Origin of the sequence: Microbacterium sp. Clip185, from assembly GCF_028743715.1 — a bacterium.
In the GTDB taxonomy this organism is placed as follows: Bacteria; Actinomycetota; Actinomycetes; order Actinomycetales; family Microbacteriaceae; genus Microbacterium.
Window position 1 is genome coordinate 2,825,210 of the sequence record NZ_CP117996.1, and the last position, 23,359, is coordinate 2,848,568.

Here is a 23,359-nt window from a genome sequence, read left to right on the forward strand (position 1 = left end):
GATCATGACCACCACACTCATCACGGGCGGCACCGTCGTCTCCGCCACCGGCCGCGTGACGGCCGACGTCCTCGTTGACGGCGAGCGGATCGTCGCGGTGCTCGCGCCCGGCTCTCAGCTGCTGGGCAGCGACCTGACCGCATCCGTGGACACCGTCATCGACGCCACCGGGAAGTACGTGATCCCCGGGGGCATCGACGCACACACGCACATGCAGCTGCCGTTCGGCGGTACGAGCGCGTCCGACACCTTCGAGACGGGCACGCGCGCTGCGGCCTGGGGCGGTACGACCACGATCGTGGACTTCGCGGTGCAGCGAACCGGCGAGCGCGTGCAGGACGGCCTCGCACACTGGCACGAACTCGCCGCCGGAAACTGCGCCATCGACTACGGGTTCCACCAGATCGTCGGCGGCGTGGACGCGGATGCACTGGCGGCCCTTCCGGGCCTCATCGACGAGGGCATCACGAGCTTCAAGATGTTCATGGCATACCCCGGCGTCTTCTACGCGGACGACGCGCAGATCCTGCGAGCCATGCAGGTCGCCGCCGACACGGGTCTGCTCACGATGATGCACGCCGAGAACGGGCCCGTGATCGATGTGCTCGCCGAGCAGCTGGTCGAGGCGGGCAAGACCGACCCGTACTTCCACGGCATCGCTCGGGCGTGGCAGGCCGAGGAGGAGGCGACCCACCGCGCGATCATGCTCGCGAACCTCACCGGTGCTCCGCTGTACGTCGTACACGTGAGCGCCAAGCAGGCCGTCGAGCAGCTCGCCACCGCGCGCGACAAGGGACAGAACGTCTTCGGCGAGACGTGCCCGCAGTACCTGTATCTCTCTCTGGAGGAGCAGCTGGGGGCCTCGAGCGAGCAGTGGGGGGCGTTCGAGGGCGCCAAGTGGGTCTGCTCCACGCCGCTGCGCTCGCGGGCGGAGGGCCACCAGGACCACATGTGGCAGGCGCTGCGCACGAACGACCTGCAGATGGTGTCCACCGACCACTGTCCCTTCTGCATGAAGGGACAGAAGGAGCTCGGACTCGGCGACTTCCGCGCGATCCCCAACGGGATCGGCTCCGTCGAGCACCGCATGGATCTCATGTACCAGGGCGTCGTGACGGGCGAGATCACGCTCGAGCGCTGGGTGGAGCTGACGAGCACGACCCCGGCCCGCATGTTCGGCATGTACGGGCAGAAGGGCGTCATCGCACCCGGGGCGGATGCGGACATCGTGATCTACGACCCGAACGGTCACACCTCGATCGGTGTCGACAAGACCCACCACATGAACATGGACCACTCGGCGTGGGAGGGCTTCGAGATCGACGGGCACGTCGACACGGTCATCGCGCGCGGAAAAGTCGTCGTCGACGCCGGCCAGTACCTCGGCCGGGCCGGCGACGGACGGTTCGTCAAGCGCGGCCTGAGCCAGTACCTCATCTGATGACACGTTCTCGTTTCGACTCGCTGCGCTCGCTCAACGACCGGGGGCGCAGCTCGCTGCGCTCGCTCAACGACCGGAAGGTGTGACCCATGGACTTCGGCGTCGTCCTGCAGACCAACCCGCCCGCATCCCGCACCGTCCAGTTGTCGCAGCTGGCGGAGGCGCACGGCTTCAGCCACGTCTGGACCTTCGACTCGCACCTGCTGTGGGAAGAGCCCTACGTCGTGCACTCCGCCATCCTGAACGCGACCAAGCGCATCACGGTCGGCCCCTTCGTGACGAATCCCGCCACCCGCGACTGGACCGTGACCGCATCCGTGTTCGCAACCCTCAACGAGATGTACGGCAACCGCACGATCTGCGGGATCGGACGCGGGGACTCCGCCGTGCGGGTCACGAACGGCAAGCCGGTGTCGATGTCCGAGCTGCGCGAATCGATCCACGTCATCCGCGAGCTCGCCAACTCGCGCCCGGTCGAATACAAGGGCGCGACGCTGCAGTTCCCCTGGAGCCGCGGCTCCGAGCTCGACGTGTGGGTCGCCGCCTACGGACCGCTCGCGCTGAAGCTGACCGGGGAGGTCGGCGACGGCTTCATCCTGCAGCTGGCCGACCTCGACATCGCCCGTTGGATGATCAAGGTCGTCAAGGATGCGGCCGCTGCCGCGGGGCGCGACCCTGACAGCATCGCGTTCTGCGTCGCCGCCCCGATGTACATCGGCGAAGACCGGGAGCACATGCGCGATCAGTGCCGGTGGTTCGGCGGCATGGTCGGCAACCACGTGGCCGACATCGTCGCCAAGTACGGCACGTCGGGCGAGGTGCCGCAGGCGCTCACCGACTACATCGCCGGACGCACCGGCTACGACTACAACAGCCACGGCAAGGCGGCCAACAATCACGTCGACTTCGTGCCGGACGAGATCATCGACCGGTTCTGCCTGCTCGGCACCGCCGAGGAGCACATCGCCAAGCTCGAGGCGCTGCGCGAGATCGGGGTCACCCAGTTCGCGGGCTACCTGCAGCACGACAACAAGGAGGAGACGATGCGCGTGTACGGCGAGCGCGTCATCCCCGCCCTGACCGAGCACATCACGGCGAAGCGATGATCACGCGCCGCGCGGCCGCCGCGATCTGGGGTGTGGTGGGCGTCGCGGCCGTCATCGCCCTGTGGGAGCTCTACAAGTTCCTGGGCCCGACCGACGGAGTGACGATCGGCGGCGACGGATCGACCGGCAGCGGGGTGATGATCCTGCCGCGCACCCACGACCGCGCGATGCCCCACGTATGGGAGATGGTCGCCCGGCTGTTCGCTTCGACGAGCGGCGGCGACACGCCTCCGCTGTGGGTGTCGGTGCTCTCGGCCGCCGGCGTCACGCTCGGCATCGCGGCGGCGGGATGGGCGATCGGCGTGCTCGTCGGCGGCATCCTGGCGATCGCCATGCAGCGCTGGCGACTGGTGGAGTGGGGGCTGCTGCCCTGGATCGTCGTCAGCCAGACGGTGCCGCTCATCGCCTTCGCGCCGGTCGTGAACGCGCTCGGCGGACAGCTGGCGCGCGAGGGGATTCCCTGGCCGCAGTGGCTGTCGGTCGCGGTCATCGCCTCCTACCTCGCCTTCTTCCCCGTCGCGATCGGCATGCTCCGGGGGCTGCAGGCGCCCGACCGCATCCACATCGACCTCCTGCGCACGTACGCCGCGGGCTACGGCACGACGCTCTGGCGCCTGCGATTGCCCGCGGCGGTTCCCTACCTGCTGCCCGCGTTGCGGCTCGCCGCAGCAGCCGCCGTCGTGGGCGCCGTGGTCGCAGAGGTGTCGATCGGCATGCGCGGCGGGATCGGGCGCATGCTCATCCAACTCGCGGGCCAGGCATCGTCCGACCCTGCAGCCCCCTGGGGCCCCACGTTCGGCACGATCGCGCTCGGGCTCGTCGCCGCCGCATCCGTCGCTCTCGTGGGAGCAGGTCTGAAGAACTACCGCAGAGGCGAGGAGATCGCATGAGCACCGCGTCCGTACCGGCCGTCCGCGCCCGAGGCGTGGGGAAGGTCTTCCCGACCCGCAGCGGCGACGTCGTCGCCCTCACGGATGTGGATCTCGACGTCGCGCCGGGCGAGTTCGTCTCCTTGATCGGTCCCTCCGGATGCGGCAAGTCGACGCTGCTGCGCCTGATCGCGGATCTCGACGGTGCGACGACGGGTGCGCTCGAGATCTTCGGCAAGCCGGCCGTCACCGCTCGGCTCGACCAGGACTACGGCATGGCGTTCCAGCAGGCGGGCCTGCTCCCCTGGCGCACGATCGCCGAGAACATCGCCCTTCCCCTTCAGATCCAGAAGACCGCGAAGCCGCAACGCGCGGCGCGGGTCGCCGAGCTCGCCGAGCTCGTCGGCCTCAGCGATTTCATGCAGCGCTACCCCGACCAGCTCTCGGGCGGCATGCAGCAGCGCGTCGCGATCGCCCGTTCTCTCGCGACCCGGCCGAAGCTGCTGCTGATGGACGAGCCCTTCGGGGCGCTGGACGAGATGACCCGCGAGAGGCTGCAGAGCGAGCTGACCCGCATCGCCGCCGAGACCGGGGCCGCCGTCGTCTTCGTGACGCACTCGATCCCGGAGGCGGTGTTCCTGTCGGATCGCGTCGTCGTGATGAGTCCGCGCCCCGGCCGCATCACGAGCATCATCCCGACACTGTTCGATCGGGAGCGCGATGAGGCGTTGCGGGAGTCTCCCGCCTACTTCCAGAAGGTCACCGAGGTTCGCGAAGCCCTGCACGGAACGCCCGCGACGAGGGCGAACGAGCGATGAGCGCCGCCGGAGTCGAACGTCGGCTGCCGTCGTGGCTGCGCATCGTCGCGCCGGCCGGTGTCGCGCTGCTCGCGCTGGTGGTGTGGGTGCTCATCGTCGATGTGGCCGACGCCGCGCCGCGCATGCTTCCGAGCCCGTTCGCGATCCTCGAGGAGTTCTTCGCGCGCTTCTCGATCATCGCCCCCGACATGGCGATCACCGCGACCAATGCGCTCGTGGGCCTCGTCGCAGGAACCGCGCTGGCGATCCTCCTGGCGGCACTTGCCGCGTCGGCCCGGCCGATCGACGGCATGCTCGCCCCTCTCGTAGCGGCGCTCGCCGTCATCCCGATCGTCGCGCTGACTCCCATCCTGAACACGATGTTCGGCGCCTCGAGCCAGTTCGGCCGGCAAGCCGTCGCCGCCATCGCGGCGTTCGTCCCCGTCTTCGTCAACGTGCTGCGGGGCCTGCGCCAGACGCGTCCTGTGCAGCGCGACCTGCTGCGGGCATCCGCCGCGACCCGATCGCAGACCTTCCGGTTCCTCACCCTGCCCACCGCGCTTCCCTACCTGATGTCAGGGATCCGCATCGCCGCATCCCTCGCGGTCATCTCCGCCCTCGTGGCCGAGTACTTCGGCGGGCCCGCCGACGGCATCGGCACAGCCATCGCCAGTTACGCGAAGTCGGGCCGCGCCGCACTCGCGTGGGCGTTCGTTCTCGGCGGCATCCTCATCGGCCTTCTCTTCTTCCTCGTGACGAGCCTCCTGGAGCGGCTGTCGACGAGGCGGGCCCCGGTCTGACCGGAGGCGTTCCATCGCACCACCCGGCACCACCGAACCCGAAAGGAACAGCATGAGACACAGCATTCGACGCGCCCTCGTCGCCGTATCCGCCGTCGGCATCGCCTCGATGGCGCTGGCTGCCTGCGCAGGCGGGGACTCCGGCGCACCGGCCGCATCCGGAGACTCCGATTTCGAGCCGCTCACCTCCGTCAAACTGCAGCTGCAGTGGCTGCCGCAGGCGCAGTTCGCGGGCTACTACGTCGCGCTCGACAAGGGCTACTTCGAGGAGGAGGGCTTCGACGACGTCGAGATCGTGCCCTCCGGCGGCGACATCGTCCCGCAGGACGCCCTCGTCGCCGGCGACGTCGACTTCGCCGTCGCGTGGGTGCCCAAGGTCCTCGGCACCCTCGAGGCAACGGGCGCCGAGCTCACCGACATCGCGCAGGTGTTCCAGAAGTCCGGCACGCTCCAGGTCTCCTGGGCAGACAGCGGCATCACATCGGTCGCCGACTTCGAGGGCAAGCGCATCGGCTCGTGGGGCTTCGGCAACGAGTGGGAGATCTTCGCCGCCATGGCCGCGGACGACCTCGACTCCACCTCGGTCTCGATCACGACGCAGGACTTCAGCATGAACGCGCTGCTGGACGGCGACGTGGATGCGGCGCAGGCGATGACCTACAACGAGTGGGCTCAGGTGCTCGAAGTAGTGAACCCCGCGACGGGCAAGCTCTATCAGCCGGAGGACTTCAACGTCATCTCCTACGAGGACACCGAGGGCGCCATGCTCCAGGACGCCCTCTGGGCCGACACCGCGCGCCTGTCCGACGACCCCGCCTACGCGGACGCCGCCGTGCGGTTCCTGAAGGCCGTCACCAAGGGATGGATCTTCGCGCGCGACAACCCCGAGGAAGCCGCATCCATCACGTACGACGCGGCGATCAACGCGGAGGCGGCCTTCCCGGTGGGCCCGGTGCACCAGCTGTGGCAGATGAACGAGGTCAACAAGCTGATCTGGACCGACGACGACTTCGGCATCGTGAACGAGGATGCGTGGAAGAAGACGGTCGCGGGCGCTCTCAAGGCGGTCAACCAGGACGGCCTGAACCTCATCACCGAGGAGCCCTCCGACACGGCGTACAGCAATGAGTACATCGAGAAGGCGCTGCAGGAGCTCGAAGCCGAGGGAGTCGCCGTCAAGGGTGCGTACACACCCATCGACGTGACGCTCACCGAAGGCGGTAAGTAGGATCCGCGGTGGGGGCGATGCGCGCATCGCCCCCACCGCTCATCGAAGGAGAAGAGCATGACCACCGATCTCGACCGCCGCGCCTGGGAGCTCGACCGCGCCCACGTGTTCCACTCCTGGTCGGCGCAGGCGGCCCTCGATCCGCTCGTCATCGCGGGCGGGGAGGGCACACGCGTCTGGGATCACGCCGGCACGCGCTACCTCGACTTCTCGAGCCAGCTCGTGAACGTCAACATCGGCCACCAGCATCCGGCCGTCGTGGCCGCGATCAAGGAGCAGGCCGGGCTGTTGACGACGATCGCGCCGTCGACAGCGAATCTCACCCGAGGCGAGGCTGCCGAGCGCATCATCGCGCGCGCCCCCGAGGGGTTCCGCAAGGTGTTCTTCACCAACGGCGGCGCCGACGCGAACGAGAATGCGATCCGCATGGCCCGCCTCGTGACCGGTCGTGACAAGGTGCTCTCGCGGTACCGCTCGTACCACGGCAACACCGGAGCGGCCATCGTCGCCACCGGCGACTGGCGCCGCATCCCCAACGAGTACGCCCGCGGGCACGTGCACTTCTTCGGCCCTTACCTCTACCGATCGGAATTCTGGGCGTCCACGCCCGAGGAGGAATGCGCCCGCGCCCTCCACCATCTTGAAAGGGTCGTGCAGGCCGAAGGGGCGGCCACGATCGCCGCGATCCTGCTCGAGTCGGTGCCGGGCACCGCGGGCGTGCTCGTGCCGCCGCCGGGCTACCTGGCCGGCCTGCGGGAGATCTGCGACCGGTACGGCATCATGCTGATCCTCGACGAGGTGATGGCCGGGTTCGGCCGGACCGGCCGCTGGTTCGCTTTCCAGGGCCACGACGCCGTGCCCGATCTCATCACCTTCGCCAAGGGGGTGAACTCCGGGTACGTCCCGGTGGGCGGGGTCATCATCTCCGAGCCGATCGCCGCGGCCTTCGACGAGCGCGTCTTCCCCGGCGGCCTCACCTATTCCGGTCATCCGCTGGCGGCGGCATCCATCGTCGCGACCCTCGACGCGATGGAGGCGGAGGGGATCGTCGACAACGCGGCGCGCATCGGACGCGACGTCTTGGGCCCCGCGCTGCACGCGCTCGCCGAGAAGCATGACGTCATCGGCGAGGTGCGCGGCGAGGGCGTGTTCTGGGCGCTCGAGCTCGTCAGCGACCGGGGCACGCGCGAACCTCTCGCCGCCTCCACGATGGGCGCGCTCAAGAAGGACCTCATCGGGCGCGGACTGCTCCCCTTCGTGCAGGACAACCGCATCCACGTCGTTCCGCCGTGCGTCGTCACCGACGAGGATGTGAGCGAGGCCATCGCCATCTACGACGCAGCCCTCGCTGCCCTCTGATCCCCCACCCACGACGACGTGACAGGAGAAACGACATGACCCACACCCTCGGACACTGGGTATCGGGAACCGACTGGGACGGGGCCTCCGAACGCACGGCACCGGTCTACAACCCCGCGCGCGGCACGGTGACGAAGCAGGTGCGGCTGGCGAGCGCAGCCGACGTGGATGCGGCCGTGGCCGCCACCGCGGCGGCGTGGCCCGTCTGGCGCGACGCGTCGATCGCCAAGCGCACCTCCGTGCTGTTCGCGTTCCGCGAGCTGCTGAACGCCCGCAAGCAGGAGCTCGCGGAGATCCTCACCTCCGAGCACGGCAAGGTGCTCTCCGACGCCCTCGGCGAGATCGCCCGCGGCCTCGAGGTCGTCGACTTCGCCTGCGGCGTCGGCCAGCTGCTGAAGGGCACCTACTCCGAGAACGTCTCCACCGACGTCGATGTGTACACGCTGCGTCAGCCGGTGGGCGTCGTCGGGGTCATCAGCCCCTTTAACTTCCCCGCCATGGTGCCGCTCTGGTTCCTGCCGATCGCGCTCGCGGCCGGCAATGCGGTGGTGCTCAAGCCCAGCGAGAAGGACCCCTCTGCCTCCATCTGGCTCGCGCGCCTGTTCGCCGAGGCGGGCCTGCCGGAAGGCGTGCTCACCGTCGTCAACGGCGACAAGGAGGCGGTCGACGCCCTGCTCGTGCACCCCGACGTCCGCTCGATCTCCTTCGTCGGATCAACCCCGATCGCGCAGTACATCTACGCGACGGCCGCATCCGCCGGCAAGCGCGTGCAGGCCCTCGGCGGCGCGAAGAACCACATGCTCGTGCTGCCCGACGCCGACCTCGACCTCGCCGCGGATGCCGCGGTCAACGCGGGGTTCGGCTCGGCCGGCGAGCGCTGCATGGCGGTCTCCGTGGTCCTGGCGGTGGATGCGGTCGCCGACGCGCTCGTCGCGAAGATCACCGAGCGGATGTCGACGCTGCGCACCGGAGACGGCACGCGCGGGTGCGACATGGGTCCGCTCATCACGCGCGAGCACCGCGACAAAGTCGCCGGGTATCTGGATCAGGCCGCATCCGACGGCGCCACGGTCGTCGTGGACGGGCGCGGGATCGACGTCGACGGCGAGGCGGACGGCTTCTGGCTCGGACCCTCGCTCATCGACCGCGTACCGCTGGATTCCGCCGTCTACCGCGACGAGATCTTCGGACCGGTGCTCTCCATCGTCCGCGTGAGCGGATACGAGGAAGCGGTCGACATCATCAACGCCTCGCCCTACGGCAACGGCACCGCGATCTTCACGAACGACGGCGGCGCCGCCCGCCGCTTCCAGCGCGAGGTGCAGGTGGGGATGGTCGGCGTCAACGTGCCGATCCCCGTTCCGGTCGCCTACCACTCGTTCGGCGGCTGGAAAGCCTCCCTCTTCGGCGACGCGAAGGCGTACGGCCCCTACGGCGTCTCGTTCTTCACCCAGGAGAAGGCGATCACGAGCCGCTGGCTCGACCCCTCGCACGGCGGCCTCAACCTGGGGTTCCCGCAGAACGCCTGAGCGCGCCCGCCCGCAGGCCGCGTAGCCTGTTCGCACCATCACCACGCCGCATCCGCGGCCGACTTCGACGATCGGAGGTTCCCATGTCCATCGACGCCGCCCACCCCTCCCGTGAGCTCAAGGCGATCATCGGCGAGCCCGAGGTCGTCGAGGACGCAGCGAGCCTCGCGCTCGGAGTGGAGGACGATCCGGCCTGGCTCGAGCTGAAGGACGCCGCCGTCGCACTGCAGGGGATGCAGGCGAAGGACGGCTCGGTGCCCGAAGCGGACGACCGGACGGCCGCGCGCGTGGAGGTCGAGCGGATCGTCGCGGCCGTGCAGGAGCTCGCGCCGCGCTTCCCGCACGACGCCGAGTACCTGCAGGCCCTCGTGGGCGACTTCCTGCGCTGGTCGGCGGAGGACTTCGGCGTGCCGGACTTCTTCGACGCACTCGTCGCCTTCCAGCCGCAACGGCACCGCGTGGACGGGATTCGGCACCTCGTCGTCTTCCCGATGTACACGCAGAACGGCTCGCCGAACCGGTACATCGAGGCCGTGCTCGTCGAGGTCATCTGGCCCGAGTTCATCGCGCAGCTCGAGACGGAGTACACGAACGCCCTGTTCGTCTCGCTCCGGCTGGTGGATTTCACGCCCGGCTACGACACGAACTCGGCGGTGCTGTTTCCCGAGACCGTGTCGATGCGGGAGGTCCCCGCGTTCACGTGGGGCGCGATCTTCCAGGATCGCGAGGCGGCGCGCTACCGCAGAGTCGTCGCGGCCGCATCCGAGATCACGAAACTCGAGCTGCCCGAGGACGCGGCGCGGATGCTGACCGATCAGGCGCTCACCGAGCAGACGTTCGTGATGTGGGATCTCATCCACGACCGCACGCACATGCGCGGCGACCTGCCGTTCGATCCGTTCATGATCAAGCAACGGATGCCGTACTTCCTGTACTCGCTGGAGGAGCTGCGGTGCGATCTGACCGCGTTCCGCGAGTGCGTGCTGATCCGCCGGCGCCTCGACGAGCGGGTCGCGGCCGGCGAGAAGCTGAGCGAGGTCGACGAGCGGATGCGGGAGCACGCGGGACTCGTGCTGTACGCCGTGCTGTTCGATCGCATCTTCCGCTTCGCGATCACGGGCACCCGCGTGCGCAACTACGACGGGCTCGGCGGCCAGCTGCTGTTCGCGTGGCTGCACCGCCGCGGTGTGCTGCACTGGACCGACACCCGGCTGCGCATCGACTGGGATCAGGTTCCGGATGCGGTCGTCGCGCTGGCGGATGCCATCGATGATCTGTACTGGCGCTCGATCGACCGCCCCAAGACGGCGCACTGGCTGGCGGCGTACGAGCTCGTGAGCTCGGTCGTGACCCCGCATCCGGCCTCGGTGTGGGCGCGGGGGCTGCCGGACGAGGTGCTGTCGGGCCCGCCTTCGGGCTATACCGATCAGGTGCTGACCGACGAGTTCCCGCTGTCGATGTTCTACGAGGCGCTGGAGAAGAAGATGCGCGACGTCATCGCCTCCACCGCCGGCATCCGCGCGGCCGACTGATCCGCCCAAGCGGCTCGGCGCCGCATCCGCCCCGCGGCATGTCCCACTTGCCGCAGTGCATGTCCCAGTTGCCGCAATGCATGTCCCACTTGCGGCAACCCATGTCCCACTTTCTGCAGATTTCGGCTCCGATTTCTGCGGAAAGTGGGACATGCTGCGCCGCAGGGGGCGTACGGATGCGGGCAGGAGCCGACGTAGATTGGACGATTGTGACGACTCTGCATGACACCGCCGTGCGCGGCTTCGCCTCCGACAACTACTCCGGCGTGCACCCCGAGGTGCTGGCCGCGATCGCCGCCGCGAACGAGGGGCACCAGATCGCCTACGGCGAGGACCTCTACACGGCCCGCCTGCAGGAGGTCATCGCCTCGCACTTCGGCGACCGCGCCGAGGCCTTCCCCGTCTTCAACGGCACCGGCGCGAACGTGACCGGCCTGCAGTCGATGCTGCCCCGCTGGGGTGCGGTCATCGCCGCATCCACCGCGCACATCAACGTCGACGAGGGCGGTGCGCCGGAGCGCGTGGGCGGCATGAAACTGCTCACCGTCCCCTCGCCCGACGGCAAGCTCACCCCCGAGCTCGTCGACCGCGAGGCGTGGGGCTGGGGTGACGAGCACCGCGCACAGCCCCTCGTGGTCTCGATCACGCAGACGAGCGAGCTCGGCACGCTCTATACGCCGGACGAGATCCGCGCGCTCGCCGATCACGCACACGAGCGCGGGATGCGGCTGCACCTCGACGGGGCCCGCATCTCGAACGCCGCGGCGGCCCTCGGCGTGCCGCTCGCCGCCTTCACGACCGACGCGGGCGTCGACGTCGTGAGCCTGGGCGGCACGAAGAACGGCGCGCTCGGCGCGGAGGCGATCGTCGTTCTCGACCCCGCCGCCTCCACCGGTCTCACCTACCTGCGCAAGCTCAACATGCAGCTGGCCTCGAAGATGCGTTTCGTCTCGGCGCAGCTCGTGGCGCTCTACGAGGGCGATCTGTGGCTCCGCAACGCCTCGCACGCCAACGCGATGGCCCAGCGCCTGCGCCAGGGGGTGGATGCGGGCCTCGCCGACGGCTCGATCCGCGGCGTTTCGTTCACGCACCCCACCCAGGCCAACGGCCTGTTCGCCATCCTGCCCGAGGGCGTGGCGGATCGCCTCCGCGAGAGCTTCCGGTTCTACGACTGGGATGAAAGCCGCCGCGAGGTGCGCTGGATGTGCTCGTTCGACACGACAGAGGACGACATCGACGCGTTCCTGGTCGCGATCGCGCGCGAGACCACGCGCTGACGCGCTCTCAGGCGCCGGAGGGGCGGCCGAGCACGAACGACGCCACCGACGGTCGCCAGTGCCGGGCCACGTAGTCGACGGCCTCGTCGACGCCGAGCGCGCGCGAGGAGTTGCCGACGCGCACCCAGAGCTCCCGGGTGGAGCCGCCGTCCTTGGGCTGCGTGACGAACACCGGCTTGCCCGCGGGCCGGCACTGCACGAGGCACACCACGACGCCGTCGCCCGCCGTCCCGAAACGGATGCGGGGAAGGGCCGCGGCGTTGCGGCCGAGCGAAGTGGAGAGCATGTCGCGCAGCCACAGCTCGAAGCGGTCGCGGTCGGGCGTGCGCAACGTCTGCAGGTCGCGATCGAGTCCGACCGCCTCACCCGCGTCGTTCGCGCCGATCACGAGGACTCCGCCTCGCGAGTTGAGAAACGCCGCCACCGTCTTCGCGACGGCGAGCTCCATGCGCGCGTCCTTGCGCGACTCGCGCACGTTCCAGCGGGCGGTCTCCTTGAACTCCCGGCGCTCCGACTCGCCGGCGGCGAGCACCGCCGCCGCATCCGGCATCGCGCTCGCACCGCGCACCGCCGCCACCGCTCCCGCGACCAGGAAGGACAGCCCGAGGCTCGCCCCCGTCGCCAGCAGCAGCGTGCTCGGCATCCACAGCCGCTGCCCCGGGATGAAGAGTCCGGAGATGAGGGCTCCGATGCTCACGCCGAGCACACCGATGAGGGTCATCGTGGCCGTGCCCAGTGACAATCGTTCGCCGAAGAGCCGGCGCAACAGCGTCGCGATGCCGTAGGCGACGAGCAGCACGACCGGCAGCGCGACGGCGAAGTCGACGAGCGAGGGGCTCGCAGGGAACGCGGATGCGGCGAGCGCCATATCAGCGCAGGGCGCCCACGCTGGCCAGGCCCAGGCGGATGAGGGTTCCCCGACCGCCTTCCATCTCGGCCGCCAGGGCGTCGGATGCGGCCTCCGCCGGCTCCATCCACGTCACCTCGAGGGCGTCTTGGCGCGGCTCGCAGGTGCCGGTGACCGGCACCACGAAGGCGAGGGAGACCGCGTGCTGACGGTCGTCGTGGAACGCGCTCACGCCGGGGAGGGGAAAGTACTCCGCGACCGTGAACGGCGTCGGGCTCGGCGGCAGCAGCGGGAACGCCATCGGCCCCAGATCGTTCTCGAGGTGGCGGAAAAGCGCGTCGCGCACAGTCTCGCCGTAGCGCACGCGCCCGGACACGATCGTGCGGGTCATCTCCCCCAGCGGCGTCGCCCGCAGGAGGATGCCGACCTGCGTCACCACTCCCATGCCGTCGGTGCGCACCGGAATCGCCTCGACGTAGAGCATCGGCAGCCGACGTCGCGCCTCGGCCAGCTCGACGTCACTCAGCCACGCGGGATTGCCGGCGCTCGCGGGCAAGCCCCCGAGCCCCAGGGGATCGCGCGACGAGTCGTCTCCGGGCTCGTGGGGGTCAGGATCGGGCGTGCGGACCGGCATGTTTCCTGTATACCCCACACCCCTGCCTCGCATGGCGGATGGGGGTGGCAGGTAAGAGGATGGAGCGATGGACGCCACCCCCCTGCTCGATGACGATGCCGTGCTGTTCTCCGACGACGACAATGCTCCCGATCGTCCCCTGCTCGTGCTGCTGCACGGCTACGCGAGCGACGAACGCGACCTCTTCTCGCTCGCAGCGCACCTGCCTGCCGAGTACCGGATGGCGGCGGTGCGCGCACCGCTCGCGCCGCCGTGGCCGTCGCCCGGGTACTCCTGGTATCCGATCGAGGGTCTGAACGGCCGCGACCCGGGGGCGATCACGGCCGGCGCGGACGCTTTCCTTTCCTGGCTGGATCGCACGAGCACAGCCGAGACCGTCGGACTCCTCGGGTTCTCGCAGGGCGGCGCCATCTCGCTGCAGGCCCTGCGTCGACAGCCCGGGCGCTTCGCCTTCGCGGTGAACCTCAGCGGTTATGCCGCACCGGACGAGCTCGACACGGATGCGGCGCTCGCGGCCCTGCGCCCACCGGTGTTCTGGGGGCGCGGGTCCGCCGACGACGTGATCCCTGCTCCCCTGATCGCCCACACCGCCCAGTGGCTGCCCGATCACGTCGATCTCACCGGGCGTCTCTACCCCGGTCTCGGCCACTCCGTCAGCGCGGGTGAGCTCGTCGACATCCGGGCGTTCCTCGAGCGGCAGCTCGGCTGACCGCCGCGCTCGGTCTGGACATCGCCCACCGTACTCGGTAGGGTCTTCGAGTCCTGCCCCTTCCGAAAGGTCGAACCGGTGTACTTCCTCGACGGCTTCCAGCCCACGCGCTGACCCCGTCGATCACCGTGCCCGCGGGCACCCGGGTGTCAGTGCTTCCACCGACATCCCGGGAGGCACCATGCCCGCTCTCTCCGCCGCGGTCGTCCTCGACCGCCTCTCCTTCTCGTGGCCGGACGGCACCGCCGCTCTGACAGAAGTCTCCGGCACCTTCGGCACCGGCACCACGGGCCTGGTCGGACGCAACGGCTCGGGCAAGACCACTCTGCTGCGCCTGATCGCGGGCGAGCTGCATCCGACATCCGGTCAGCTCACCGTGGACGGAGACGTGGCGGTGCTGCCGCAGCGCCTGACGCTCGACGCTGACCGTCCGGTCGCCGATCTGCTGGGCATGGGCGACGTGCTGACCGCGCTGCGCGCCATCGAGGCGGGCGACGTCGACGCCCGCCACTTCGACACGGTCGGCGACGACTGGGACGCCGAGGCCCGCGCCGTCGCCGCCCTCGATGCCGCGGGGCTTCCGGGCGACGCCCTCGACCGGCGGGTCGGGCAGCTCTCGGGAGGCGAAGCGGTGCTCGTCGCCACGGCGGGCCTCCGGGCCCGCCGGACGGCCGTGACCTTGCTCGACGAGCCGACGAACAATCTCGACCGCGCAGCGCGGACCCGGCTGCGCGACCTGCTCGCGGACTGGCCGGGCGCCCTGATCGTCGTGAGCCACGACGTGACGCTGCTGGACGGGATGTCGGAGACCGCCGAACTGTACGGCAACCGCCTGACGCGCTTCGGCGGCGGTTACCGCGCGTGGCGCGAGCAGCTGGAGAGCGAGCAGGATGCGGCGCGCGCCGCCGAACGTACGGCCGCATCCGCGGTGCGGCGTGAGAAGCGTCAGCGCATCGAATCGGAGACGACGCTCGCTCGACGTGCCAGGACGGCCCACAAAGCGCAGGTCGAGAAGCGGGTGCCCAAGATCATCGCCGGTGGACGCAAGAATGCGGCGCAGGTGTCGGCGGGCAAGCTCCGCGGCATGGTCGCCGATCGCGAGGCAGCCGCGCGAGCCGCGCTCGAGGCCGCGGAGCGACGCGTTCGCGACGACGAGAGCGTGCACCTGGATCTGCCCGACCCGCAGGTGGCGGCGGCCAGGCGGCTCGCCGAGATCGGCGACGACGAACGCACCTGGATCGTGCAGGGTCCCGAGCGGATCGCGATCGTCGGCGCGAACGGCACCGGCAAGTCGAGCCTGCTCGAGCGATTGGCGGCGGGAATGGGGCACAGTTCGGCCGGAGTCGAGCCGGACGACGGCGGCGGCCGGCGGGTCGGACCTGCCTGGCTGAGTTCCGCACGGGCCGTGCTGCTCACCGATCGGGTGGGATACCTCCCGCAGCGCCTGGACGGGCTGGACGACGACGCGACCGTGCTGTCGGTCGTCACCGATGCCGCCCCGAGCATGCCCACGGCGCAGCTGCGCAACCGGCTTGCGCGATTCCTGCTGCGGGGCGCCACCGTGGACCGCACCGTCGCGACCCTCTCCGGCGGCGAACGGTTTCGATTGTGCCTTGCGCGCCTGCTGCTCGCCGACCCGCCGCCGCAGCTGCTCCTGCTCGACGAGCCGACCAACAACCTCGACCTCGAGACCGTCGACCAGCTCGTCGACGCGCTCTCGGCCTATCGCGGTGCGCTGATCGTGGTCAGCCACGACGACGATTTCCTCTCGCGCCTGGGCATCGACACGGTCATCGAGATCGACGAGCAGGGGATGCGGGAGACGGACCCGTTCATAGACGATGTATAGGCGCATCACCGTCGCCGCCTGAGAGCGTCGGACACCATCGAGCGACGAACACTTCCCGACATGTCAGGAGACGACCGTGACACGCATCCCCGGTGCCGAGCAGACCCCGGACGGGCCCGCCTACCAAGGCCGCCTGTTGGACCGACCGGACGAGGAGGTCGTCGACCAGGGCGCCCCGTTCGATGTCCGCACCCTGATCACCCGCCGTGGCATCCTCGGGCTGGTGGGCGTGGGGTTGGGAACGGCGGCACTCGCGGCCTGCGCCCCCCTGAGCTCGGCGGGCACGACATCGACCGCCACGCCGACGCCCTCGACCACAGGCGCCACCGGTTCGACACCGTCGACGCTGCCCGCGGGCGAGATCCCCGACGAGACGGCCGGACCCTACCCCGGCGACGGGTCCAACGGGCCTGATGTGCTCGAGCAGAGCGGCATCGTGCGCAGCGACCTGCGCACGAGCATCGGCTCCTCGACCGCCGTGGAGGGAGTCCCGCTGACCTTCACCCTGCGCGTGACCGACATGGCGAACGGCGATGCTCCTTTCGCCGGCGTCGCCGTGTACGCGTGGCACTGCGACGCGCAGGGCCGGTACTCCATGTATTCAGAAGGCGTCGAGGACGAGACCTGGCTGCGAGGCGTTCAGGTGGCGGACGCGAACGGCCAGGTCACCTTCACCTCGATCGTGCCGGGCTGCTACTCGGGGCGGTGGCCCCACATCCACTTCGAGGTGTATCCGAGCATCGACGACATCACGGATGCCGGCTCGGCGATCGCGACGTCTCAGCTCGCCATGCCGGAAGCACCGCTCACCGATGTGTACGCGCTGGCCGCCTATGACGGGTCGGCGCGCAACCTGTCGCAGGTGACGCTCTCCAGCGACAACGTCTTCGGTGACGACGGCGGCGCGCTCCAGGTCGCCACCGTCACCGGCGATACGACCGGCGGCTATACCGCCGCGCTCGCCGTCCGCGTCGACACGACGACCACGCCGTCCGCGGGCCAGGCGCCCGGCGGACGACGCTGATCAGCGGCCGCCGTCGCGCCCGGCTCCGCCGATGCCGGGCGCACCCGGCTGGCCGTAGGGCCCGTGGTCGCCGGTTGCTCGATGGTCCTGGATCGGACGCACCGACGAGCCGACGCCGCGCATCATGCGCCACACCCACACGGCAGTGAGCGCACCGATCACGACCACGACAGCCAGGATCACGGCGAGACTCTGCGTGACGATGCCCAGGACGATCGCGAGGACCGCGGCGAGCGCCAGCATCCCGAGGACCACTCCTAGAATCGCGCCGATAGATGGACGCCGAAGCGGCTGCTGCTCGTCGTACGGTTCGGATGTGCCGGCCATCAGCTCGTCCCTCCAGAGGTCGAAGAACCGCCCACGTTACCCAGGCCCACCGTGTTCGGCTGGCCGAGCGGCCCGAACTGTTCATAACCCAGGCGCTCTCCGGGTCGGCGCTCCGGCGGCGGCGCATCGCGCAGAACGCGGGGCACCCACAGCGCCCCGAGCACGACGACGACGGCGCCGGCGATGATCGCGGCGACCACGCTCTGGGTGATGGCGGCGGTGAAGCCGCCGATGACACCGGCCAGGACCAGCATGATGGCGGCGAAGGCCACGACGCGCCACACCGAGGAGCGCGCCGGGCGATCGTTCTCGTTGTTCGTGTCCATCCCGACACCCTAGGCACGAGGCTCGGGTCCCGCACCCCGTTGACCTGGGCGCAACAGGCGTCTAGGCATGCGCTCTGAGCGCAATCCCCGCCCGGGTGTCGGCGGCTACAGCCACAATGATCGGGTGAGTGATGTGCTCGGCCAGTTCTCGCCTGCCACGCAGGACTGGTTCCGAGGCGCCTTCGCCGCGCCGACCGACGCGCAAGCCGGCGCCTGGCACGCGATCTCCCAGGGGCGCCACGCGCTCGTCGTCGCTCCCACCGGCTCCGGAAAGACCCTGTCCGCCTTTCTCTGGGCGATCGACAGCGTGTTCCGGGAGCGGACGCAGTCCCCGACACCGGCGAAGGATGCACCGCGCACCCGCATCCTGTACATCTCCCCGTTGAAGGCGCTCGGCGTCGACGTGGAGCGCAACCTCCGCTCCCCGCTCGTGGGAATCGGGCAGTCCGCCCGGCGCCTGGGCCTCGCCGCTCCCGATGTGCGCGTCGGTGTGCGCTCGGGCGACACAACGTCCTCGGATCGACGCAAGCTCGTGAGCGATCCGCCCGACATCCTCATCACGACGCCCGAGTCGCTCTATCTGATGCTCACGAGCCAGGCGTCAGAGACCCTGCGCGGCGTGCACACCGTCATCATCGACGAGGTGCACGCAGTGGCTGCCACCAAGCGCGGCGCGCATCTGGCCGTCAGCCTCGAACGCCTCGATGCGCTGCTGGAGACGCCGGCGCAGCGCATCGGCCTGTCGGCCACCGTCCGCCCGATCGATGAGGTCGCGCGTTTCCTCGGAGGTGCGGCACCCGTCGACATCGTCGCCCCGCGCGCCACGAAGGCCTTCGACATGACGGTCGTCGTGCCGGTCGACGACATGCTGCACCCGCCGCCGCCTCCGGGACAACAGGCGGACGGAGAGAGCGAGAGCGAAGACTGGTTCGCCTCGGGCGGCGAGAGCACCGAGATCACGGGGTCGCTGTGGCCGCACGTCGAAGAGGCGATCGTCGACCGCATCCTTCAGCACCGCTCGACGATCGTGTTCTCGAACTCCCGTCGGCTCGCCGAGCGGCTCACGGGACGCCTGAACGAGATCTACAGCGAACGGCTGGGACTCGACCTGCCCGACCCCGCCGTGCCCGCAGCGGTGATGGCGCAGGCGGGTGCCACCGCCGGTGCCGAACCGGTGCTCGCCAAGGCCCACCACGGCTCGGTCTCCAAGGAGCAGCGTGCCATCGTCGAGGACGAGCTGAAGTCGGGAGTGCTGCGTTGCGTCGTGGCCACGAGCAGCCTCGAGCTCGGAATCGACATGGGTGCGGTCGATCTGGTGATCCAGGTCGAGGCGCCTCCGTCGGCAGCCTCCGGGCTGCAGCGCATCGGTCGCGCCGGCCACCAGGTGGGCGAGGTGAGCCGCGCGGCGCTGTTCCCGAAGCACCGCGGAGACGTCCTGCACACCGCGATCGTCACCGAGCGGATGCTGGCGGGTCGGATCGAGTCGATCCGCGTGCCGCAGAACCCGCTCGACATCCTCGCCCAGCAGACCGTCGCGGCGGCCGCACGGGGCGCGATCGAGGTCGAGGACTGGTTCGAGACCGTCAGGCGAAGCGCCCCCTTCCGCACGCTCCCCCGCTCCGCCTACGAGGCGACGCTCGATCTTCTGGCAGGCCGCTACCCGTCCGACGAGTTCGCGGAACTCCGGCCCCGGCTCGTGTGGGACCGCGATCACGGCACGCTCACCGGCCGTCCGGGCGCGCAGCGGATCGCCGTGACCAGCGGCGGAACGATCCCCGACCGGGGCCTGTTCGGCGTGTTCGTCGCGGGCGAGAGCCAGAACGCCCGTGTCGGCGAGCTCGACGAGGAGATGGTCTACGAGTCGCGGGTCAACGACGTGTTCACGCTCGGCACGACCAGCTGGCGCATCGTCGAGATCACGCACGACCGCGTCAACGTCGTGCCGGCGTTCGGACAGCCCGGCAAGGTCCCGTTCTGGCACGGCGACGGACTCGGCCGGCCTGCCGAGCTCGGCGAGGCCCTGGGCGCCTTCTCGCGCGAGGTGTCGGCTGCCGAACCCGCCCGCGCCCGGGAGCGGCTGTCCGAGGCCGGGCTGGATGCCTTCGCGCAGGACAACCTGCTCGCCTACCTCGCGGAGCAGCGTGAGGCGACCGGATCGGTCCCGACCGATCGCTCGCTCACCGTGGAGCGCGGGCGTGACGAGGTCGGCGACTGGCGCGTCATCCTCCACTCCCCGTACGGCATGCAGGTCCACGCACCGTGGGCGCTGGCGGTGAACGCCCGCATCCGGGAGCGACTGGGGGTCGAAGGGTCCGCCGTGGCCAGCGACGACGGGATCATCGCCCGCGTCCCGGATGCCGAGGCCGAGCCCCCGGGCGCCGAACTGTTCGTGTTCGACCCCGACGAACTCGAACAGATCGTCACGGACGAGGTGGGGGGCTCCGCCCTGTTCGCGTCGCGATTCCGCGAGTGCGCCGCCCGCGCCCTGCTCATGCCGCGCACGAATCCCAACCGTCGCAGCCCCCTCTGGCAGCAGCGACAGCGCTCCGCGCAGTTGCTCGAGGTCGCGCGCCGCCACCCCACCTTCCCGATCATCCTCGAGACCCTGCGCGAGGTGCTGCAAGACGTCTACGACCTTCCGGCGCTGACCGGCATCGCCCGCAAGATCGCGGACCGCCGCATCCGCCTGGTCGAGACGACGACGTCGCAGCCTTCCCCGTTCGCCCGCGACCTGTTGTTCGGCTACGTCGGCGCGTTCATGTACGAGGGCGACTCGCCGCTGGCCGAGCGTCGTGCCGCCGCGCTGTCGGTCGACCCGGCGCTGCTGGGCGAGCTGCTCGGCAAGATCGAGATGCGTGAGCTGCTCGATCCCGACGTCATCGCGCAGTTCGAACGCGAGGCCCAGCGACTCGACGACGAGCGCAAGGCCCACGGTGTCGAAGGCGTCGCCGATCTGTTGCGCCTGCTCGGCCCTCTCGCCGTCGACGAGCTGGCACAGCGCCTGACCGATGGCGAGCAGGCGGCGCAGTACGCCGCGGAGCTGGTCGAGAGCCGTCGCGCGATCCGGGTCGGGATCGCCGGTGCGGAGCGCATCGCCGCGATCGAGGATGCGGGCCGGCTGCGCGACGCGCTCGGCGCCGCCCTCCCGGTGGGACTGCCCGTGGCGTTCCTCGAGCCGGTGGCGGATCCGCTCGGCGACCTGGTCGCCCGGCACGCACGCACGCACGGTCCGTTCACCGCCGACCAGGTGGCCGAGCGCTTCGGCGTCGGGGTGGCGGTCGCGCGGCACACGCTGCAGCGCCTGGAGTCGTCGGGGCGGGTCACGAGCGGCTTCTTCCTGCCCGAGTCCGCTGCGCGCCGCAGCGATGACACGGAGTGGTGCGACAGCGAGGTGCTGCGGCGGCTGCGGATGCGGTCACTGGCTGCCATCCGGGGCAGCGTCGAGCCCGTCTCCCCCGACGCCTTCGCGCGTTTCCTCCCGGTCTGGCAGCACGTCACGAGGCCCCTGGAGGGGATCGACGGAACGCTCGCTGTCATCGAGCAGCTCGCGGGCGTCCCGATCCCCGCGAGCGCCTGGGAATCCCTCATCCTGCCCTCGCGGGTCAGGGACTACACCCCGTCGATGCTCGACGAGCTGACGGCGACGGGCGAGGTCGTCTGGGCCGGACACGGTGCACTCCCGGGCCGCGACGGATGGGTGTCGTTGCATCCCGCCGATGCCGCATCCCTCACACTGGCCGTCCCCGACGATGAGATCGCCGCCGATTCGCTCGATGCCCGCATCCTCGACGTGCTCGCCGCGGGCGGTGCATACTTCGCGGCGCAGGTGCGAGAGCTCGCGCAGGCGGAGAACGAGCAGTCCGTCGTCGATGCCCTCTGGCGGCTGGCTTGGGCGGGCCGGGTGACCAACGATACTTTCGCGCCCGTGCGCGGACTCCTCTCGGGTGGATCCCAGGCGCATCGGGTGGCCCGCCGAGCGCCCCGCGCGCGGATGTTCCGCGGCGCGAGCATGCCGCGCCCGACGGCGCCGGCGCGGCCCGCATCCGTCGGCGGACGCTGGTCGCTGCTTCCGACGCCGGAGAGCGACCCCACGCTGCGCCACACCGCCGCGGCATCGCTGCTGCTGGATCGCTACGGCGTCGTGACCCGCGGCTCCGTGCAGAACGAGGGCCTGCCCGGCGGATTCGCCCAGGCGTACCGCGTGCTCGCCCAGTTCGAGCAGGCCGGGCACTGCCGACGCGGGTACCTCATCGAGAAGTTGGGAGCGGCGCAGTTCGCCGCGTCGGCGACGATCGACCGGCTCCGCGAGTTCGCAGCGGTGGGCGACCCGCCGCCCCGCACCGGCGTGACTCTCGCGGCGACGGATCCCGCCAATCCTTATGGCGCAGCGCTCGGCTGGCCGGCGCGCGAGGGGGTCAAGCACCGTCCTGGCCGCAAGGCGGGAGCGCTGGTCGTGCTCGTCGACGGCGAACTCGTGCTCTACCTGGAGCGCGGCGGCAAGACGGCGCTGAGTTTCACCGACGACGAGGACGCGCTGGCCGCCGCGGCGACATCGCTCGCCCAGACGGCGCGTGCGGGCCGGCTCGAGACCCTCACGATCGAGCAGGTCGACGGCGCCTTCGTCTTCGGCACGGTACTGGGACGGCTGCTGCGCGACGCCGGCTTCGTCGAGTCCACCCGGGGTCTGACGCTGCGCCGGCTCACCGCCGGGGACGCCGCGCGAGCAGAGCGGACGGCGCGTGCCTGAGGGCGATACCGTCTACCGCGCGGCGGCCCGTCTGCACGCTGCCCTGGCCGAACGCGTCGTCGAGCGGTTCGATCTGCGTGTACCCCAGCTCGCGACGCTCGACCTCAAGGGTCAGACCGTGCACGCGGTTGTGCCGCGCGGCAAACACCTGCTGGCGCGGATCGGCGATCTCACGCTCCACTCGCATCTGAAGATGGAGGGCGAGTGGCACGTCTACGCCCCCGGTGCGCGATGGCGAAAGCCCGCCTTCAAGGCCCGAGCGATCGTCGGCGTCGCGACGGCGGATGCGGTCGGTTTCGACCTGGCCATGATCGAGGTGGTACCGACGACGCGGGAGGACGAGCTCGTCGGCTACCTCGGCCCCGACCCTCTCAGCGAGGCGTGGGATGCGACAGAGGCCGTCCGCAGACTCGGCGCTGACACGCGTGCCGCCCACGTCGCCGTCCTGGATCAGCGCAACGTGGCAGGCTTCGGCAACGTCTACGCGAACGAGCTGCTGTTCGTGCGCGGCATCCACCCCGAGACGCCCGCGACCGAGATCGATGCCGCCGGTTTGATCGAGACCGGCGCGCGCATGATCCGCGCCAACCGGGACCGCCCGGCCCGCACATTCACCGGCCAGGACCGCGCCGGACAGCGCACCTGGGTGTATGGCCGCGCCGGCAAGCCGTGCCGTCGGTGCGGCACCCTCATCCGTGAGACGGCGCTGGGCGCCTCGCCGACCGCCGAGCGCAACGTGTTCTGGTGCCCGCGCTGCCAACCCCCGCCCGCCTGAGCGCTCCTCCTGAGCCCCTGACCGCCTGAGCCCCTGAACCTCGGAGCCCCTGAGCCTCGGAGCCTCGGAGCCTCGGAGCCTCGGAGCCCCTGAGCCTCCGAGCTGCCGACCTCCGCGGCTGGTCACTTCCGCCGCTGGTCACCGCCCTTCGTCGCAACCTCGGCATGTCCCACTTTCCGCAGT

General features: G+C 70.3%; 19 protein-coding genes. 15 read left to right on the top strand and 4 right to left on the bottom strand.

All coding sequences use genetic code 11. From position 1 onward, the window contains the following. Window positions 1-4: 4 nt before the first annotated feature. From hydA to PQV94_RS13845, 10 genes are all read left to right on the top strand, one after another. Window positions 5-1,441, top strand: coding sequence for a dihydropyrimidinase (gene hydA / locus PQV94_RS13800; protein ID WP_274286343.1), 1,437 nt, complete (start codon window positions 5-7; stop codon window positions 1,439-1,441). Between the two features lie 89 nt (window positions 1,442-1,530). Beyond that, entirely contained in the window at window positions 1,531-2,547 is a 1,017-nt protein-coding gene (locus PQV94_RS13805; RefSeq protein WP_274286344.1) for a TIGR03842 family LLM class F420-dependent oxidoreductase, read from the top strand. Then, window positions 2,544-3,437 (top strand): ABC transporter permease, encoded by an 894-nt coding sequence (locus PQV94_RS13810; protein WP_274286345.1) that lies wholly within the window; start codon window positions 2,544-2,546, stop codon window positions 3,435-3,437. The genes PQV94_RS13805 and PQV94_RS13810 overlap by 4 nt, the downstream gene beginning before the upstream one ends. Continuing rightward, window positions 3,434-4,234 carry an ABC transporter ATP-binding protein gene (locus tag PQV94_RS13815; protein WP_274286346.1) on the top strand — a complete coding sequence of 267 codons (801 nt, stop codon included), beginning with the start codon at window positions 3,434-3,436 and terminating at the stop codon, window positions 4,232-4,234. Before PQV94_RS13810 ends, PQV94_RS13815 begins: the two co-directional genes overlap by 4 nt. Then, on the top strand, window positions 4,231-5,013 hold the full coding sequence (locus tag PQV94_RS13820; RefSeq protein WP_274286347.1) for an ABC transporter permease: 783 nt from the start codon (window positions 4,231-4,233) through the stop codon (window positions 5,011-5,013). The genes PQV94_RS13815 and PQV94_RS13820 overlap by 4 nt, the downstream gene beginning before the upstream one ends. Before the next feature lie 52 nt (window positions 5,014-5,065). Beyond that, on the top strand, window positions 5,066-6,241 hold the full coding sequence (locus tag PQV94_RS13825) for an ABC transporter substrate-binding protein (RefSeq protein WP_274286348.1): 1,176 nt from the start codon (window positions 5,066-5,068) through the stop codon (window positions 6,239-6,241). A 57-nt stretch (window positions 6,242-6,298) separates the two neighbouring features. Beyond that, entirely contained in the window at window positions 6,299-7,600 is a 1,302-nt protein-coding gene (locus PQV94_RS13830; protein WP_274286349.1) for an aspartate aminotransferase family protein, read from the top strand. 35 nt (window positions 7,601-7,635) lie between these two features. After that, on the top strand, window positions 7,636-9,129 hold the full coding sequence (locus tag PQV94_RS13835; protein ID WP_274286350.1) for a CoA-acylating methylmalonate-semialdehyde dehydrogenase: 1,494 nt from the start codon (window positions 7,636-7,638) through the stop codon (window positions 9,127-9,129). Between the two features lie 83 nt (window positions 9,130-9,212). Then, window positions 9,213-10,661 (top strand): DUF6421 family protein, encoded by a 1,449-nt coding sequence (locus PQV94_RS13840; RefSeq protein ID WP_274286351.1) that lies wholly within the window; start codon window positions 9,213-9,215, stop codon window positions 10,659-10,661. A gap of 209 nt (window positions 10,662-10,870) precedes the next feature. Continuing rightward, complete coding sequence (locus PQV94_RS13845; RefSeq protein ID WP_274286352.1) at window positions 10,871-11,938, top strand: threonine aldolase family protein; 1,068 nt, start codon at window positions 10,871-10,873, stop codon at window positions 11,936-11,938. A 7-nt stretch (window positions 11,939-11,945) separates the two neighbouring features. Here PQV94_RS13845 and PQV94_RS13850 read toward each other — a convergent pair whose 3' ends face one another. Both PQV94_RS13850 and PQV94_RS13855 read right to left on the bottom strand, forming a co-directional pair. Next, window positions 11,946-12,806: an AlbA family DNA-binding domain-containing protein gene (locus PQV94_RS13850; RefSeq protein WP_274286353.1), complete on the bottom strand. Its 861-nt coding sequence runs from the start codon at window positions 12,804-12,806 to the stop codon at window positions 11,946-11,948. A 1-nt stretch (window position 12,807) separates the two neighbouring features. Beyond that, entirely contained in the window at window positions 12,808-13,419 is a 612-nt protein-coding gene (locus tag PQV94_RS13855) for a DUF4916 domain-containing protein (RefSeq protein WP_274286354.1), read from the bottom strand. A 67-nt stretch (window positions 13,420-13,486) separates the two neighbouring features. Here PQV94_RS13855 and PQV94_RS13860 point away from each other — a divergent pair, with 67 nt between their 5' ends. The 3 genes from PQV94_RS13860 (at window position 13,487) to PQV94_RS13870 (ending at window position 17,001) form a co-directional block, all read left to right on the top strand. Then, window positions 13,487-14,128: an alpha/beta hydrolase gene (locus tag PQV94_RS13860; RefSeq protein WP_274286355.1), complete on the top strand. Its 642-nt coding sequence runs from the start codon at window positions 13,487-13,489 to the stop codon at window positions 14,126-14,128. 181 nt (window positions 14,129-14,309) lie between these two features. Beyond that, window positions 14,310-15,977: an ATP-binding cassette domain-containing protein gene (locus PQV94_RS13865; RefSeq protein ID WP_274286356.1), complete on the top strand. Its 1,668-nt coding sequence runs from the start codon at window positions 14,310-14,312 to the stop codon at window positions 15,975-15,977. Between the two features lie 76 nt (window positions 15,978-16,053). Further along, window positions 16,054-17,001 carry an intradiol ring-cleavage dioxygenase gene (locus PQV94_RS13870; RefSeq protein WP_274286357.1) on the top strand — a complete coding sequence of 316 codons (948 nt, stop codon included), beginning with the start codon at window positions 16,054-16,056 and terminating at the stop codon, window positions 16,999-17,001. Here PQV94_RS13870 and PQV94_RS13875 read toward each other — a convergent pair whose 3' ends face one another. Further along, complete coding sequence (locus PQV94_RS13875; protein ID WP_274286358.1) at window positions 17,002-17,328, bottom strand: hypothetical protein; 327 nt, start codon at window positions 17,326-17,328, stop codon at window positions 17,002-17,004. Next, window positions 17,328-17,654, bottom strand: a complete 327-nt coding sequence (locus PQV94_RS13880; RefSeq protein ID WP_274286359.1) for a hypothetical protein — start codon at window positions 17,652-17,654, stop codon at window positions 17,328-17,330. Before PQV94_RS13880 ends, PQV94_RS13875 begins: the two co-directional genes overlap by 1 nt. Window positions 17,655-17,778: 124 nt before the next feature. On the opposite strand from PQV94_RS13880, the gene PQV94_RS13885 reads away from it, so the two are divergent. Beyond that, the gene (locus PQV94_RS13885; RefSeq protein WP_274286360.1) at window positions 17,779-22,401 is read left to right on the top strand and encodes an ATP-dependent helicase; all 4,623 of its coding nucleotides are present in this window, start codon (window positions 17,779-17,781) and stop codon (window positions 22,399-22,401) included. Then, entirely contained in the window at window positions 22,394-23,176 is a 783-nt protein-coding gene (locus PQV94_RS13890) for a DNA-formamidopyrimidine glycosylase family protein (protein WP_274286361.1), read from the top strand. Before PQV94_RS13885 ends, PQV94_RS13890 begins: the two co-directional genes overlap by 8 nt. The last annotated feature ends 183 nt before the right edge of the window (window positions 23,177-23,359 follow it).

Bases quoted from the DNA above. Each gene is read 5' to 3' on its own strand.
- hydA (WP_274286343.1), top strand. From the start codon at position 5: ATGACCACCACACTCATCACGGGCGGCACCGTCGTCTCCGCCACCGGC.
- PQV94_RS13875 (WP_274286358.1), bottom strand. From the start codon at position 17,328: ATGGCCGGCACATCCGAACCGTACGACGAGCAGCAGCCGCTTCGGCGT.
- PQV94_RS13820 (WP_274286347.1), top strand. From the start codon at position 4,231: ATGAGCGCCGCCGGAGTCGAACGTCGGCTGCCGTCGTGGCTGCGCATC.
- PQV94_RS13855 (WP_274286354.1), bottom strand. From the start codon at position 13,419: ATGCCGGTCCGCACGCCCGATCCTGACCCCCACGAGCCCGGAGACGAC.
- PQV94_RS13815 (WP_274286346.1), top strand. From the start codon at position 3,434: ATGAGCACCGCGTCCGTACCGGCCGTCCGCGCCCGAGGCGTGGGGAAG.
- PQV94_RS13880 (WP_274286359.1), bottom strand. From the start codon at position 17,654: ATGGACACGAACAACGAGAACGATCGCCCGGCGCGCTCCTCGGTGTGG.
- PQV94_RS13840 (WP_274286351.1), top strand. From the start codon at position 9,213: ATGTCCATCGACGCCGCCCACCCCTCCCGTGAGCTCAAGGCGATCATC.
- PQV94_RS13835 (WP_274286350.1), top strand. From the start codon at position 7,636: ATGACCCACACCCTCGGACACTGGGTATCGGGAACCGACTGGGACGGG.
- PQV94_RS13805 (WP_274286344.1), top strand. From the start codon at position 1,531: ATGGACTTCGGCGTCGTCCTGCAGACCAACCCGCCCGCATCCCGCACC.
- PQV94_RS13830 (WP_274286349.1), top strand. From the start codon at position 6,299: ATGACCACCGATCTCGACCGCCGCGCCTGGGAGCTCGACCGCGCCCAC.
- PQV94_RS13825 (WP_274286348.1), top strand. From the start codon at position 5,066: ATGAGACACAGCATTCGACGCGCCCTCGTCGCCGTATCCGCCGTCGGC.
- PQV94_RS13860 (WP_274286355.1), top strand. From the start codon at position 13,487: ATGGACGCCACCCCCCTGCTCGATGACGATGCCGTGCTGTTCTCCGAC.
- PQV94_RS13865 (WP_274286356.1), top strand. From the start codon at position 14,310: ATGCCCGCTCTCTCCGCCGCGGTCGTCCTCGACCGCCTCTCCTTCTCG.
- PQV94_RS13850 (WP_274286353.1), bottom strand. From the start codon at position 12,806: ATGGCGCTCGCCGCATCCGCGTTCCCTGCGAGCCCCTCGCTCGTCGAC.
- PQV94_RS13810 (WP_274286345.1), top strand. From the start codon at position 2,544: ATGATCACGCGCCGCGCGGCCGCCGCGATCTGGGGTGTGGTGGGCGTC.